This is a genomic window from Sphingomonas sp. AC449 (assembly GCF_979253475.1).
On the sequence record NZ_CEEDCZ010000001.1, the window covers coordinates 181,866 to 196,882 of the forward strand.

The 15,017-nt window shown below is 65.9% G+C and carries 14 protein-coding genes; 11 read left to right on the plus strand and 3 right to left on the minus strand.

What is annotated here, in order from left to right:
- Positions 1 to 16: 16 nt before the first annotated feature.
- Positions 17 to 889, minus strand: coding sequence for a glutathione-dependent disulfide-bond oxidoreductase (gene yghU / locus AC0CH3_RS00875; protein ID WP_354301394.1), 873 nt, complete (start codon positions 887 to 889; stop codon positions 17 to 19).
- Positions 890 to 1,549: 660 nt separating this feature from the next.
- On the opposite strand from yghU, the gene AC0CH3_RS00880 reads away from it, so the two are divergent.
- The 11 genes from AC0CH3_RS00880 to AC0CH3_RS00930 all read left to right on the plus strand — a co-directional run bounded on the left by AC0CH3_RS00880 (position 1,550) and on the right by AC0CH3_RS00930 (position 13,869).
- Entirely contained in the window at positions 1,550 to 2,482 is a 933-nt protein-coding gene (locus AC0CH3_RS00880; protein WP_354301396.1) for a helix-turn-helix domain-containing protein, read from the plus strand.
- 152 nt (positions 2,483 to 2,634) lie between these two features.
- The gene (locus tag AC0CH3_RS00885; RefSeq protein WP_354301397.1) at positions 2,635 to 3,363 is read left to right on the plus strand and encodes a class I SAM-dependent methyltransferase; all 729 of its coding nucleotides are present in this window, start codon (positions 2,635 to 2,637) and stop codon (positions 3,361 to 3,363) included.
- Positions 3,364 to 3,422: 59 nt separating this feature from the next.
- On the plus strand, positions 3,423 to 5,186 hold the full coding sequence (locus AC0CH3_RS00890) for an ABC transporter ATP-binding protein (protein ID WP_354302065.1): 1,764 nt from the start codon (positions 3,423 to 3,425) through the stop codon (positions 5,184 to 5,186).
- Complete coding sequence (locus tag AC0CH3_RS00895) at positions 5,183 to 6,115, plus strand: hypothetical protein (protein ID WP_354301399.1); 933 nt, start codon at positions 5,183 to 5,185, stop codon at positions 6,113 to 6,115. Before AC0CH3_RS00890 ends, AC0CH3_RS00895 begins: the two co-directional genes overlap by 4 nt.
- A gap of 245 nt (positions 6,116 to 6,360) precedes the next feature.
- Positions 6,361 to 6,489, plus strand: a complete 129-nt coding sequence (locus tag AC0CH3_RS00900) for a hypothetical protein (protein ID WP_268795873.1) — start codon at positions 6,361 to 6,363, stop codon at positions 6,487 to 6,489.
- A gap of 561 nt (positions 6,490 to 7,050) precedes the next feature.
- On the plus strand, positions 7,051 to 7,338 hold the full coding sequence (locus tag AC0CH3_RS00905) for a PqqD family protein (protein ID WP_082445743.1): 288 nt from the start codon (positions 7,051 to 7,053) through the stop codon (positions 7,336 to 7,338).
- A gap of 231 nt (positions 7,339 to 7,569) precedes the next feature.
- Positions 7,570 to 9,480 (plus strand): asparagine synthetase B family protein, encoded by a 1,911-nt coding sequence (locus AC0CH3_RS00910; protein ID WP_465237461.1) that lies wholly within the window; start codon positions 7,570 to 7,572, stop codon positions 9,478 to 9,480.
- Positions 9,473 to 10,075: a lasso peptide biosynthesis B2 protein gene (locus AC0CH3_RS00915; protein ID WP_465237462.1), complete on the plus strand. Its 603-nt coding sequence runs from the start codon at positions 9,473 to 9,475 to the stop codon at positions 10,073 to 10,075. Before AC0CH3_RS00910 ends, AC0CH3_RS00915 begins: the two co-directional genes overlap by 8 nt.
- Complete coding sequence (locus tag AC0CH3_RS00920; RefSeq protein ID WP_354301405.1) at positions 10,072 to 11,277, plus strand: nucleotidyltransferase domain-containing protein; 1,206 nt, start codon at positions 10,072 to 10,074, stop codon at positions 11,275 to 11,277. Before AC0CH3_RS00915 ends, AC0CH3_RS00920 begins: the two co-directional genes overlap by 4 nt.
- An 85-nt stretch (positions 11,278 to 11,362) precedes the next feature.
- Positions 11,363 to 12,571: a polysaccharide pyruvyl transferase family protein gene (locus AC0CH3_RS00925; RefSeq protein WP_354301407.1), complete on the plus strand. Its 1,209-nt coding sequence runs from the start codon at positions 11,363 to 11,365 to the stop codon at positions 12,569 to 12,571.
- On the plus strand, positions 12,568 to 13,869 hold the full coding sequence (locus tag AC0CH3_RS00930; RefSeq protein WP_354301409.1) for a glycosyltransferase family 4 protein: 1,302 nt from the start codon (positions 12,568 to 12,570) through the stop codon (positions 13,867 to 13,869). The genes AC0CH3_RS00925 and AC0CH3_RS00930 overlap by 4 nt, the downstream gene beginning before the upstream one ends.
- On the opposite strand, the gene AC0CH3_RS00935 is transcribed toward AC0CH3_RS00930, so the two are convergent.
- Entirely contained in the window at positions 13,760 to 14,284 is a 525-nt protein-coding gene (locus AC0CH3_RS00935) for a hypothetical protein (RefSeq protein WP_354301410.1), read from the minus strand. The two genes, AC0CH3_RS00930 and AC0CH3_RS00935, sit on opposite strands and share 110 nt — an antisense overlap.
- Before the next feature lie 72 nt (positions 14,285 to 14,356).
- A complete protein-coding gene (locus AC0CH3_RS00940; protein ID WP_354301413.1) occupies positions 14,357 to 14,908 on the minus strand; it encodes a polysaccharide biosynthesis/export family protein in 552 nt (183 codons plus the stop codon).
- Positions 14,909 to 15,017 lie beyond the last annotated feature (109 nt).

Here is a 15,017-nt window from a genome sequence, read left to right on the forward strand (position 1 = left end):
TTCGGTGCGCTTAGTTTTACGCGTCGGACGACTTGTCCATCGTGCGGGTGTCGAAGTCGGCGGCATCGTGACGTTCATGCAACTGGCTGGCTGGATCACCCATGACGCGGTTGACCATCCGCCCGCGGCGTACCGCCGGTCGTGCAGCGATCGCTGCCGCCCAGCGCTGAACGTTGGGATAGTCCTGGACCTGAAGGAACTCGCCGGCGTCGTAGAGTTCGCCCTGCGCGAGGACACCGTACCACGGCCAGGCCGCCATGTCGGCGATCGTGTACGCATCGCCGGCGAGATAGTCGTTGTCGGCGAGGCGGCGGTTCAGGACGTCGAGCTGGCGCTTGGCCTCCATCGCGAACCGGTCGATCGCATATTCGATCTTGACGGGTGCATAGGCGTAGAAATGCCCGAAGCCGCCGCCGATGAACGGCCCGCTGCCCACTTGCCAGAACAGCCACGAAAGACAGGTCGCGCGCGCTGCGGGCTCGGTCGGCAGGAACGCGCCGAACTTTTCAGCAAGATGCATCAGGATCGCGCCGGACTCGAAGATCGGGATCGGCGTCGCATGGCTGCGATCCATCAGCGCAGGGATCTTCGAGTTGGGATTGATGTCGACGAAGTCGCTGCCGAACTGGTCGCCCTCGTTGATCCGGATCAGCCAGGCATCATATTCTGCCCCGGCATGGCCGAGCGCGAGCAGCTCCTCGAGCATGATCGTCACCTTCACGCCATTGGGTGTGCCGAGCGAATAGAGCTGGAGCGGGTGGCGTCCGACGGGAAGCGCCCTGTCATGCGTCGCGCCCGCAATGGGACGGTTGATTGCGGCGAACCGACCGCCATTTTCGCGGTTCCACGTCCAGATCGCCGGGGGGGTGTAGGATGAGGCGTCGGTCATGACGATGCTCCGTTGCTGAATAAGAAAAGGGAACGGCAGAGGTCCGTGTCGGTGCTGAACGCCCCAGCTCCAAGATCGCCGCGTTGCGTGGCGGACGGCCGCGGCAGGGGGGCAGGAATAGGCGACGCAGCGGCCGCTCACCATCATGCGCTGTCGTGATGCGTCCGTCGTGCGTGGGAATCCTCCGGGCAGCCTGCGTACCGATGACGCGGCATATCCCGTTACGTCTCGCCAGCGCCGCGTTCACCATGAGTGCGTTCCGGTCGGCTTGAAAGGCGGCCCCGCACCTCGTGTCCGGCGTCCGATGATGACGGCTGTTCGGGGCAAGCTCTTTATAATACAAGGTTTACGAGGGACGAAGCACGACGCGGCACTATAGCTGAAGAATTTCACGGATGATCTTTAACATTAACTCTATTCTTGGTATTGGTAAGAATATCTTAGTGAATAGTCTGTTCATGTTGTAATATTCGCAAGGTATTTGTTAAATAATTTGGTGTAAACCATGGTGGCGCTAAGTCCGGGGTGGTGGTTCGCGTTGCCGAGGGGGTTTCGGGCAAATGCGAGCGTCGGGGGTCGTCGGGGCAGGGGTGGCAAATGAACATTGATCAAGTCGTAGGCGGAACATGTGTCGCTGGGGTGCCGGCAAGCGCCTTCGCCATGCCGCCCGGCATGCGGATGCGGTACGATCCGCCGCACGCCTCGCTGTCCGACTATCTGACGGGCTATGCGATCTACGCGGCCGAAAGCCGGGCGCCGATGGTCAACTGGTACCTGCCGGCGCCGGCGATGATTTCGGTGCTTGTGGATGCCGGGCCGGTCTCGGTCGCGATCGGCAACCACCGGTTCGGCCCGCTGGACCGCGTCAGCCTCTACGGCCCGACGAGCCGTGCGTTCCAGACGGTGACGCATGGCGGCATCGCGGTCGGCATTGGCGTCAGCGCGCTGGGCTGGTCGCGGCTCACGTCGCGGCTCGCGGGGGATTTCCGCAACAAGATCGTGCCGCTAGACACCGTGGTCGGCGGCGTCGTCGCGCGTCGGCTGACCGAGGGGCTGGACGCCTTGTCCGACGACGCGATGATCAAGCCGTTGCTCGATTCGATCTTCGAACCGCTGTTCCTGCGCCGCCATCCGCACGAGGACCTGATCCGTGCGTTCACGACATTGGCGGTCACCGACGGCGTCATCGAAATGCACGACGTCGCCGAACGGCTCGGGATCGAGACGCACGCGTTGCGGCGGCTTGCGACGCGGCATTTCGGTATGTTGCCAAAGATGTTGCTCCGCCGGGCGCGGTTTCTTCGATCGTTCATCAAGCTGATCCAGCCCGATGGCCGGATCGACTATTCGGCGATCGACAGCAGTTACTTCGACGCCTCGCATTTCCTTCGCGACGCCTCGACCTTCCTTGGAACGACGCCGCGGCGGTTCCTCGCGTCGGAAACGGTGTTTCTCAAGGCGAGCCTGCGGGCGCGCGCCGCGGTCATCGGGACGCCGACGCAGGCGCTGCACGTCGCGCCGACGGCGCCGTCGCCAATGGTGATCCGGCCGGGTCGCGGCAGTCCGGGGTTCCAGGACGAATTGCCGGGCTGACCGCCGGACGTTTGCACAGGCGGTGGGCGAAACGCGCGTCGTCGTCAGGAACGATCGATGCAGCCCTGGCGGGGGCGGCGCACGGTCTGCGAAGGGGAAGGCAAAACATGGGGCAATGGCGCAACGTCGCTGAACGCGTTCCAGGATACCGGATGGCGCTCGCGCTGCGTGATCTGACGCGGCCGGGCGACCGGCGCGCGGCTGCGCTGTTGCGCCTGCGACGACCCGCCGGGCTCTTCCAGCCGTTCGGCACGACCGGGGTCGATCGCTATCCGGCGATCTTCGGCCGGCTGCGCGAGGCGTTGCAGCCGCACCCCGCCATCCACGGCGACGTCCCGCTCCGTCTGTTGTCGTTCGGATGCTCGACGGGCGAGGAGGTGTTCACGCTGCGCACGTATTTTCCGACCGCCACGATCACGGGAATCGACATCAGCGCGCCGCGTATCGCGGTGGCGCGGCGCGAGGTGCCGGCCCGCCAGCAAAAGACGACGCGCTTCGTCGTGGCAGCATCGGCCGCGGGCGAATTGCCGGACAGCTATGATGCCGTTCTCGCGATGGCGGTTTTCCGTCACGGCGACCTCGCCGATGGACCCGCGCGAATAGGCGCCGGCCTGTCGTTCGATCGGTTCGAAGCCGCCGTCTCGCAGCTTGCCGTGCGGGTAAGGCCGGGGGGATATTTCGCGATCCGACACGCCAATTTCCGCTTCGCCGACACCGCGATCGCGGATGGCTTCGACGCGATCATGTGGGACGAGTCGATCACCCCGCATTACGATCGCTCGGGCCTCAGACTCCGGCACGTGGCGACCGAGCCGTGTCTTTTCCGAAGACGGTACGATCCCGACATCGCATCCCGTCCTGACGATCCCGTCGTCGGATGAGAGCGGGCGATGCGCGATCCTTTGCTGCGGACTTTTTCGGGTTCGCGCCTCGCCGCGTGATGCTTGCCACGATCATCGTGGGCATGGGGGCGCTGGTCGAAGGGCTGGGGATCATGCTGCTCGTACCGCTGTTCGCGGCGGTCACCGGCCCCGATGGCGACCGGATCGCGCAGCTTGCCACCTGGCTTTTCGACCGCGTCGGACTGTCCGGGCGCAGCGACCGGCTCGCCGTCATCATGATGCTGTTCGGCGTGCTGATGATCATCCGGACCGCACTGCTCGCCCGGCGGCAGGTCCTGCTTGCTCAGCTCGAGCTCGATTACCTCGCCCGGATACAGCAGCGGCTCGTGACGCGGCTGGCGGGGGCGCGGTGGGAGCGCGTCGCGCGGCTGCGTCATGCGCGCGTCGTGCAGGCGCTTGGCAGCGACGTCGCGCGCGTCGGGGAGGCCGCGTTGGGATTGCTGCAGTCGCTCGTCGCATGCGCGATGCTCGTCGTGCAGGTCGCGCTCGCGATGTGGCTCAGCCCGGGATTGACGATCGTCGCGCTGCTGCTGTTCACGCTGGCGGGGGCGATGACTCGCAAGTTGCTTCATGCCGCACGCGCGATGGGGGATGCGGTGACGGGTCTGCACCTTCGCCTGCTCGACAACACCGGGCAGTTCCTCGGATCGCTCAAGCTGTCCGCCAGCCAGAATCTCCAGCACGCGTTCGTCGCCGACTTCACCAGGGCGCTCGATCAGTCGAACGCGCGCGAGCTGGCATTCGTCGACGACCAGAACGCGATGCGCATGCGGCTGACGGTGTTGGCGGCATTGGTCGGCGGCGTGACGGCGTATGTCGGGTTCGCCTGGCTCGCGGTCGCGCCGACGAGCGTTGTCGTGCTGCTCCTGATCCTGTCGAGGATGGGCGGTCCGCTGGGTCTGCTGCAATCGCAGTCGGTGAGCTTCGTCCGCGCGCTGCCCGCGTATCGCAACCTTCGCGCGCTGGAAAAGGATCTGGGTGGTCGCATGCGTCCGGAAGGCGGCAGGCCGCGGGCGGTGGTCGCGCGGGGCGACGTGCCCGATGGCGATATCCTGTTCGACGACGTGGTCTATCGGCATGGCAGCGCATCGGCGCAGGGCTGGTCTGGCGGCGTCGACGGGCTTTCGCTGACGCTGAAACGCGGCGCGATGACGGGCGTGGCGGGTGCATCGGGCGCGGGCAAGACGACATTCGCCGATCTGCTGGTCGGTCTGTACCGGCCCGAGCGCGGCGTCATCTCCGTCGGCGGAACGATCGTCGATCTCGTTGCGATGACCGCCTGGCGCGACCGGCTCGCCTATGTCTCGCAGGATCCGTTCCTGCTCCACGACAGCGTCCGGGCGAACCTCGCCTGGGGGACGGGGGCGGATGCGGCGGCGATGCACGCCGCGCTCGCTATCGCAGGCGCCGACGCTCTCGTCGCACGGCTCGCGCAGGGGCTGGATACGCTGGTCGGAGAGCGCGGGGCATTGCTGTCCGGCGGCGAGCGGCAGCGGCTGGCGATCGCGCGTGCCGTGTTGCGGGATCCGGCGCTGCTGATCCTCGACGAGGCGACCAACGCGATCGATGTCGCAGCCGAGACGGCGCTGCTCGCCAGGCTGCGCAGCGCACGTCCCGCCCTCACGATCGTCTCGATCGCGCATCGATCCGAGACACTCGCGCACTGCGACCATGTCCACGTGCTGTCGCACGGGCGCGTGATCGCAAGCGGGAGTTACGCGATCGTCGCGCCGTATCTCGGGGACGACGGCTTCACGCCGGATCGAGCGTCCCGCCTGCGTGCCGGTGCAGACACGGCATGACCGAGCATTATTTCTACCGCGGCTTCGGCCTGTCGTTCGCCAGCGCGATCCCGATGCCGTCGATCGGTCCGACGCAGCGCGTATCGGGCCAGCACATCGACGTCACGGTGGATCTGGGGCGCGTGCACTTGCCCGATGGCGCCGTGACGATGGGCGATCTGACGATCGCGGTATCGGGTGATGCGGTGCTGGTCGCGATCGAGGAGGTCGGGCGGTTTTCGGTCGTGGGCGGCCGACGCATCGTCGTCGACCGCGATCACGGCGTGGCCGACGACGAATTGCTGCTGTTCCTGCTCGGCAGCGTCTTCGGGATCATCCTGTATCAGCGTGGCTATATCCCGTTTCATTGCAATGCCGTCGAGATGAACGGCCGCGCCATCCTGTTCTGCGGCGACTCGGGGGCGGGGAAATCGACGCTCGCCGCGTTTCTCGAAATGCGCGGCCACCGGCTGCTGACCGATGACGTGTGTCCGGTGATGCTGCGGGGGCCGACGGGGGCGATCACCGCGTCGCCGGGGCTGGCGCGGCTGAAACTGTGGGGCGAATCGCTCGAGCTGCTGGGGCGCGAGCGCGCGGGGCTGCGGCAACTCCCCTGGCAGGTCGACAAATATGAAATGCCGCTGGCCGACGACCGCGTGACCGGCGATCTCCCGGTCGGGGCGGTGTATCACCTGCGTGACGACAGCGACGGGCGGGTTCACGGCATCCACCGGCTCGCCGGTCTCGACGCGGTCAACGCCGTCACCGCGAACATCTACCGGCGGCGTATCGGCGATCTGATGGGGCTGGGCGCGATCTATCTATCGGGTGCTGTCCGGATCGCCCGCGACATCCCGATCTATTCGGTGAACCGCAAATGGGGGCTGTCGCACTTCGAGGCGGAAGCACTCGCTGCGGAGCGGCACATGGGGTCTTCGAGCTTCCTGTAAGGGGAGGGGGGGGCGGCGTTGCTAGAGACAAGCCTCATCCACGCGTTCAAGCGATTTCCGGATAACTAACGGATGATAGAAGAAAAGTTCTCAAGCAAATAATGCCGCGTCGCAATGGACTGTAAGGATGCAACACAGTCCTCAAGACTTGTTTACAAGATATTAACCATTGGTGGACTTTATAACTTCGTTGTCTTAGCCATTGCCTTGTGAGCGACCCGATGGTCGGGGGCAGGGAGACAGTCATGAACACCAATAGCGAGCGCCTGGTCTGGGAACGTCCGATGCTGTCGCGCATGGACGCGGCCGATGCGAAGAGCGGCAATTTGCACCACACCGATCAGTTCAACTTCAGACGCAACACTGGTTCCTGATCATTGTCGGGTCGATACAAGCCGGCCCGACAGAACTGACGGCGAAAAGCGCGGCTTGCGGGTCGCGCTTTTTTCGACGTGGTGACGGCGACGGTGACGGCGACGGTGACGGCGACGGTGACGGTGACGGTGACGGTGGCGTGATGACGGTGGCGTGGTGACAGTGGCGTGGTGACAGGGGCGTGTGGACGGCATGAACGAGTCCGTCCGAACAGCATTCGTGTGGGGCACCGGCCGCTGAGTGAAGGCCCGCCTGTCTGCGTCCAATCGGCGCGTTTCATCCCAGCGTGCGGGATAGCTGCTGACAACAGATCTCGGCTGCCGGCAATGTACGCTGGGTAGTGCTAGCGGGGGCGTGCTGGCTCCAACGTGGTACCCGTTATTCCGCAATCACGAGCAAGGCCCGACCTCGCCCGCGTCGGGTCGCACCGCAGTAGCGCCGGCGCGAAGTGCGTCGAAAACTGATCCTTCGGAGATTTGAGCTATCGTCCGGCCTGTGCGCCTTCGAGCCATCACGGGGGATATGCGCCTGGTTCCACTTCGTAATAATGGGGTTATGTCGTGGTGAATCAAGAAGATATTTCAGTGATTCGTAATGCAGCGGCAGTTACCGCGGAAATCGGTGGACAACTAGTGGCGCTGGATGTTCAAAAGGGGACGTGTTACGGATTAAACGGCGTTGCTACTCGAATCTGGAACATGATCGAGGCGCCGATGCGAGCTGCGGATATTTGCGATAGACTTTGCGAGGTATACGACGTTGATCGGGATGAGTGCCTTGCGCAGACGACCGGTCTTCTTGCGGAATTGCAGGCTGCGGGCTTGGCTCATCCCGCTTCCCGGACGTGATCGGCAGCGCCGCCGCGAGCGCCTGACAGGATTGCGGCGCGTACGTACGACGGGCCCGGCCGATCGCCGACGATGCGACTCCGCCGGCCCGCACCGCGCGTCTTCGATCCCAAGGAGGTGGTCGAAGGGGGCGGGCGTGCCGACCCCTCACGCGGTTGCAGGATGCCCGTGACCGCGCTGTACGGGCTTTGTCGGTGGGACGGCGGGATTGCGGATCGGGACCTGCCCCGAATGGCGGCCGCACTGCGGCGCTTCGGTCGATCCGGGTCGGATCACTGGACGGCGGGTTCGATCGCACTCGGCATCGCGCGTCACGCGCTGCTTCCCGAAGACGAGCATGTGCCCGAAATCCACCAGCGCGGACGGCGCTATGCGGTCGTTGCCGACGTGCATCTGAGCGAGCGGGAGTCGCTGGTCGCACAACTCGATCTCGACGCGGAGGCGGCCGCACTCATGTCCGATGCGGCGCTGGTCGCGGCGGCGGTCGAGCGTTGGGACGAGGCTGCGTTCGACCGGATCTACGGGGCGTTTGCCGTAGCTGCCTGGGACACGCATGAGCGCCGGCTGATACTCGCGCGGGATCCACTCGGCGCGCGTCCCTTATTCTATCACGCGACCGACGACCTGCTCGCCTTCGCGTCGATGCCTGAAGGGCTGACGGTCCTGCCGGCGGTCGACGCGGGCATGGATACGGACCAATATGTCCGGCTGCTGCGCGATCTGGCGCCCGAACGGGATCGGACGCCGTTGCGCGGCATATCGCGGGTCATGCCCGGACATCATGTGATCGTGCGGAAGGACGGGATCGACCGCGTCCGGTGGTGGAAACCGGACCTGACGCCGCTGATCCTCGCCGATCAGGACGATTATGCAGCTGCATTGACCCGGCATCTCGAAGAGGCGGTGAGGGCCTGTCTGCGCGGCGTTTCCGGCCGCGTCGGCGCGCAGCTGAGTTCGGGGTTCGACAGCAGCGCGGTGCTCGCGGTTGCGGCGTCGCAGCTCGCGCGGCGTACAAGCGAGGCCGGCCCCGTGCGGATAACCGCCTTCACTGCGGTGCCGCGATCGGACCGGCATACGCAGGTACTGGCCCATCACATCGCCGACGAGGGCGATCTCGCAGCGGAGGTCGCGGCAAGCCTGCCCAATGTCGATCATGTGCGTGTCAGCGTCGAACACGGTACGCTCGATACGCTTGGCCGGACCAGCGGCCTCTATCCATTGCCGATCCGCAACCTGTGCAACCTGACCTGGGTCGATGCGATTGCGGACGCGGCACGCGCGCGCGGACTGACCATCATGCTGCAGGGCGGGATGGGCAACATGACGTTGAGCGAACCGGGCGTTCTCGCGCTGCAGGAGCTGATCGCCGCCGGACGGTTTCCGACCTGGTTTAGGATCGCGCGCGGGCTGGTGCGCAACGGGTGGATGCAGTGGCGCGGCGTTTTGTGGAACAGCGTTGCCGGCAAGCTTCCGGAACGCGTCTGGCGGTTCATGGAGACACGCTCGGGCCGCGCGCCGATCGCCACGCGCCGCTTCACGCTGCTGCGTGATGCCGTCTACGACCATGCCGGGAGCACCGCGCGCGAGACCGCGACCGCGGATCCCTACACCGTCATCGACGTCGCCGAATCGGCGCAGCCGGTCGCCACGAGCGTCCAGAACCGGCTTGCGATCGCCTCGGCGGATATCGGCAGTCTGCACAAGGCGCAGCTCGGCGAGTGGGGGATCGATACGCGCGACCCCACCGGCGATCGGCGGCTGATGGAGTTTGCGCTGCGCGTGCCCGTCGAACGCCTCATCTGGGACGGCGAGCCGCGCGCGATCCTGCGCCGGGCGATGGCGGGGCGGTTGCCGGCGTCGATCGTCGACAACCGTCGCCGCGGGTTGCAAAGCGCCGACTGGCACGAAGGCCTGATCCAGTCGCGCAGCGCGCTGATCGACGAGATCGAACGGATCGAGATGTATGATCCGGTTGCCTCGCTGATCGATATCGACCGGCTGAAGGCGCTCGTCGCGGATATGCCCGATCTCGATTCGCCGCGCTGGCAGGAGGGCGATACCGAGGTCGATTATCGCCTGACGCTGCTGCGGACGGTGTCGATCGCGAGCCACATGCGTCGCGTGTCGCGAAGCAATGTCTGACCCTGGTCCCCCCGCCGCATCGGCGTCGCCGCTACACGATCGGTATCTGGCGAACCAGCTCCGGCATGGTCGCGCGCTGGCGGAGAAGCTTCACGCGCTGTCCGGGGCCGACGCGGTCGCGCTGGCAGAGGCGATCGTGCTCCTCGGTCTTGCCGCGCCGCTGATCCGCCTCGTCCCTTTTCGGACGATCGCCGCGGCTATGTCCACGCCGATAGGGTCGGCGCGACATGACGCGGCCATGATCGCGGCGACCGTCGAACGCGTCGCATGGGCGGTCGACCGATCGGCCAAGCGTGTGCCGACGCGCGCGCTGTGCTTCGAACGCGGGCTCGCGGCGCATCTGATGCTCCGCCGTCGCGGGATCGATTCGACGCTGGTTTACGGCGTGGCGCCGGGGGCCAGCGACGGCAGTGTCCTGCGCGCGCACGTCTGGGTCCATGTTGACTCCGTCGAGGTGACGGGCGGCGGTGACCTGACGGGCGGCGACGACCTGACGGGTTATGCACCGCTGGCGAGCTTTCCCTCGGGGCGTACGCACACCGGGCCGCTGCGTCCCCGCCCGCCGTTACCGGCCATTCATGAGCGGGACGCGTGACGCTCGGTATATCGCAGTCGCTCGCAGCCGCCAGTCTGCCCGACGTCGCGACCGTGCCGTTTGCCTTGGTCGCCGCCTGCAGTGCCTGGCCGCTGCACGGGCCCCAACTCGCGGCGATACGGGCGGCCGAGTCGGATGGTTCACCACTCGACTGGGAGCAGGTGCTGGCGCTGATCGAGCGGCACCGGATCGCAGGGCTGGTCCATCATGCGCTGACGGTTGCCGATATCGCGATCCCGGCGCCGTTTGGTGCGATCCTGCAGGCGCGCGCGACCGCAGACGGCGTTCATGAGCTAAAGCAGGTTCATCGCACGCTGGCCCTGTCGCGCGCCCTCGACGCCGCCGGAATTCGCCATTTCGTGCTGAAGGGCGTGACGAGCGCGATGATGGCGTTCGGCCGCTACGGCGTTCGCTACAGCGTGGATATCGATCTGCTCGTCGATCGGACCACGATCGACACCGCCGCGGAAACGATGCGCGCGCTGGGCTATGTCCGGGTCGATCCGCCCGAGCTGGCGACCGCAGCAGACGTTCGGGCGTGGATGGCGCATCACAAGGACGTCGTATTCGTCCACCCCGATGATGCGACGGTCGTCGAACTTCACTGGCGGCTCTTCCAGAATTCCTATCTGATGCCAAACACGGTGGAGGGGCCGCTGACGAGGCTGGCCCTGTTTCCCGGGGCGGACGTGCCGACGCTCCCCGAGGAAACGGCGTGGCTCTATATCTGTGCGCATGGTGGCGAGCATGGCTGGGCGCGGATGAAGTGGCTCGCCGATCTCGGGGCATTGCTGGCGCGGTCGAGTGGAGAGGCGCACCGGCTGTATGCACATGCCCATGCCGCGCGCCTGAAACGTCTGGTCGGTCCGGGCATCATACTGTGCGCGAAGCTTTACGGAACAGCGGTACCCGAGCGGCTCGAACGCGATTTCGCGCACGATCGAAGGATGCGCTGGATCACGAGCATCGCGTGGCAAAGCCTTGTCGGCGATGAAAGCGGTACCGAGCTCGAGGCGACCAAGCTGGGCGCGACGCGCAAGAATCTGGGGCATTATCTGATCTCGAACGATCCCCGCCACTGGTGGCGCGAATTCGTCTTCGATCTGCATGATCGGGGGCGCGGCGACAATGAGACCGCGGGACCGTCGCGCATGGCGCGCGTCATCGGACGCCTGGCCCGTCTGGCGCGCAAGGAGCCCTGATCATGACAGCCCCAAGCGATCGCGGATCGTCCGCGCCATCGAGGATGCAGCGGATGGGTTCGGGCCGATATGTCGGAGCCGCGCGATGAAGGTCGCGTTGCTCAACGTGAAATACAGCGCGAATCTGGGCGATGGCCTGTTGTCCGAATGCCTCGAAGGCGCGCTTGCGTCGGCATTGGGCCGGGTTGCCGGCGCGGGCGGGCCGATCGTCGTCGAGTCGATCGATCTCGCCGGGCGAACCGGCTTCAGCAGCGGAAGCGGGCTTCGCGGCACGGTGCTCAAGACGCTCGAGGGGATGCCCGACTGGGTGCGTCAGCCGATGATGTACGTCGTGCTGAAGACGCTCGTGCGGACACGGCTTCGCAAATTCTATGCGGACAGCCTGGCGGGCGTCGATGCGGTCGTGCTTGGCGGCGGCAATCTCCTCGCCGATTCGGACCTCAATTTCCCGATCAAGATCGAGGCGGCGCTCGCCGAAGCGACGCGGCGCGGGCTGCCGGTGGCGGTATTCGGTGTCGGCGTCACGCGAAACTGGACGCGTACCGGCACGCGGTTGTTCGCGCGCGCGTTCTCGCGGGCGAGACTGATCGACGTGACCGTGCGCGATACGCGGTCGCAGGCCGTGTGGAACGACCTGCTCGCAGGCCGGTCGATCCAGCCGGCGGGACTGGCCTGCGATCCGGGTCTGCTCGCAGCGTCGCGCTATGGCGACTGCGCGGCGAGCGATCGGACGAAGCCCGTCGGGTTCTGCATCACCGATCCGCTGTTGCTGCGCTATCACGGCGAAGCCTCGGTGATCGGCAGCGATCTGGCCGGCTGGTACGCCGACGCCATATCGGCGCTCGCGAACAGCGGACGCGACGTGGTGCTGTTCACCAACGGCAGCCCCGAGGATCGTGCGTTTCTCGACACGATCGCGCCCGCGCTCGTCGATCGCGGCAAAGGTCGCGTGCGCCGGGCCGAGGATTTCACCACCCCGGGAGATCTGGTGCGCTTCATCGGGGGGTGCTCGCTGGTCGTCGCACACCGCATGCACGCGTGCATCGCCGCCTATGCGCTCGGCATCCCGCCGGTCGGACTGGCATGGGACGTCAAGCTCGACAGCTTCTTCGCGCTCACCGAGCGGGGCGACTATATCGTGACCCCCGCGATCGTCCCTGCGGCGCGCATCGTCGCGTTGGCGGATCATGCGAGAGACGAACCGCTCGATCCGGTGATGCGGGTCACGCTCATCTCACGGGGGCGCGCGGACGTCGAGCGTCTGGCCGCGCTGCTCGTCGATGCTGCACGATGACGATCGACCGGATCGTCGTCATCAACGACATTTCCGCGCCGAAGGGCGGTGCGACTGCGCTCGCGCTGCTGTCCGCGCGGCAGTTTCGCGCACGGGGGCATGTGGTCACGTACCTGACGGGTGATGCGGGCGACAATGCCGGGCTCCGCGCGCTAGGGGTGGAGATCGCGGCGCTCGGGCACGGACGACTGCTCTCCCGATCGACGCTCGGCGCGCTGTCGACGGGGCTGTATAACCGTGCCGCCAGCGATCATGTCGCGGCGTGGATCGCCGCGAACGACACGCCCGGAACGATCTATCATGTTCATGGCTGGTCGCAGATCCTGTCGCCCGCGCTCTTCGCCGCGCTCCGCCCGGTAATCGACCGCGTGGTCCTGTCGGCGCACGACTTCTTTCTCGCCTGCCCGAATGGGAGCTTTGCATTCCTGCGGTCCGGGCGCGTCTGTCCGCACGTGCCGATGTCGGTCGGTTGCATCACCGCACGATGCGACCGGCGCAGCTATGCGCAGAAATTGTGGCGCGTCGGTCGCCAGGCGATTCTCAACCAGGTCTATGACCGGCACCATTCGCCCCCGATCCTGGCGATCCACGAGACGATGCGGCCATTCCTGATGCGCGCCGGCATTCCCGGGAGCGCGATCGAGACATTGCCCAACCCGGCCGCGCCATGGACGCGCGAGCGTAGTCCCGTGGAGCGGAACCGCGAAGTGCTGTTCGTCGGGAGGCTCGAGGAAACCAAGGGGCCGGACCTCGCGGCGGCGGCCTGCAGGGCGGCGGGCGTCCCGCTTCGGCTGATCGGCGACGGTGTCCTTCGCGCCGCTCTCGAACGTGACTATCCCGAGGTCATGATCATGGGCCACCAGCCGCCCGACGCGATCGCGCAGCATGCGCGGCAGGCGCGCCTGCTGGTCATGCCGAGCCGCTATCCGGAGCCCTACGGCCTGGTCGCGGCCGAAGCGCTCGGAAGTGGACTGCCCGTGATCGCAGCGGACACGGCGTTCCTGACCGCCGATATCGAGGCGGCGGGAGCGGGGCTGGGGATGGAGCCGCGCGACACTTGCGCATTTGCCTCTGCGATCCGGCTGATCGCCGAGGATGATCGACGCGCGCGGCGGATGAGCGAGGCGGCGGTCGGACTAGCCGGACGGATTGCGTTGTCGACCGATGCGTGGATCGATCGCCTGCTGCTTATCTATGGCCACCGATTGGCTGCAGTGCGGCGCCCAGCGGAACATCCGTCCGATGCGGCAGCAACAGCCTCTCGCCCCTCATCGGTGACGGTCGAGGGTCGGTCATGATCGGGCCGGTTGCGCGCGGACGCCGGCGCCCCGCGCCTGCAATCGGGCTCCAGCCATCATGCAGCGCGAGAGCGCGGAACCGCTGCGCCTTGAGCGGCACGACCACCGTCCCGAGCGTACCCATCGTGACCAGCCACCGTGCGAAGTCGACCGGCGTTCCCTGGAGTGCGGACCCGAATTCCGTGCCGGTCAGCAACAGCACCGCGGTCATCGCAAGATCGCCACTTCGGATATTGGGAAACGCCAGAAGCAGCGTGATCGCCAACAGGTAACTGCCCGCGGCCGCACGGATCATGTCGGCCAAACCCTGCGCATAGACCAGCGCGATCCCAATCATGATCGGCGCGATCAGGAGCTGGGCGGCACGCTGGACATGGCGTGGCGTAATGAAACGCAGCGGGTGGAGACGAGACATATGCGCAGTGCATAGACATCGCGCCCTAAAAAACGATTAACCCTACCATATGGGTCATCGCGTACTTCCGGATCAGAAATATCGCTCGCCAACGCGAATCGTATCGCCGGGTAAAACCGGGACGGCGCTGCCACGGCCATTGACCGAACCTTCCTCGGCAGCGCGGGACCGTCGTATGAATAGTGTCGTCGTGTTGGCGCGGGTAGTAAAACCGCCGGCCGTGGCGACCGCCTGTTGTACGGTCATGCCGTTCATGAAGGGATATTGTCCGGGTCGTACCACCTCACCGAGGATATAATAGGGCCGGTAGTTCAGGACCTCGATACTGACCTTGGGATCATTGACGAGATCCCGCCCGAGTCGTGCCTGAAGCGCCGCTGACGCCGCTTCCAGCGTCAGGTTTCTGACGGGAACGAGCCCGACGAGCGGGAAGGCGATCGCACCGGACCCGGTCACGGTATATTCGCCCGTGAGGTTCGGTTCGTTGTAGACCGTGATCCTGAGCTTGTCGTTTGCATCGAGCACATAGGGTTGGTCGATCGTCCCGAGCTGCGCCTGCGATAACGGCGGCGGGTTGACTGTGCATCCCGTCATCGCTGTTGTCGCCATCGCAATCGTCATCATAACCGATATCGTAGTGCGCATATGAAATCCCCTTGATGGCGATATCTATTGAAGATGCTGGCGGCGTTCCAGTATCTATCGACGACGATGATCAATATGACAAACATTT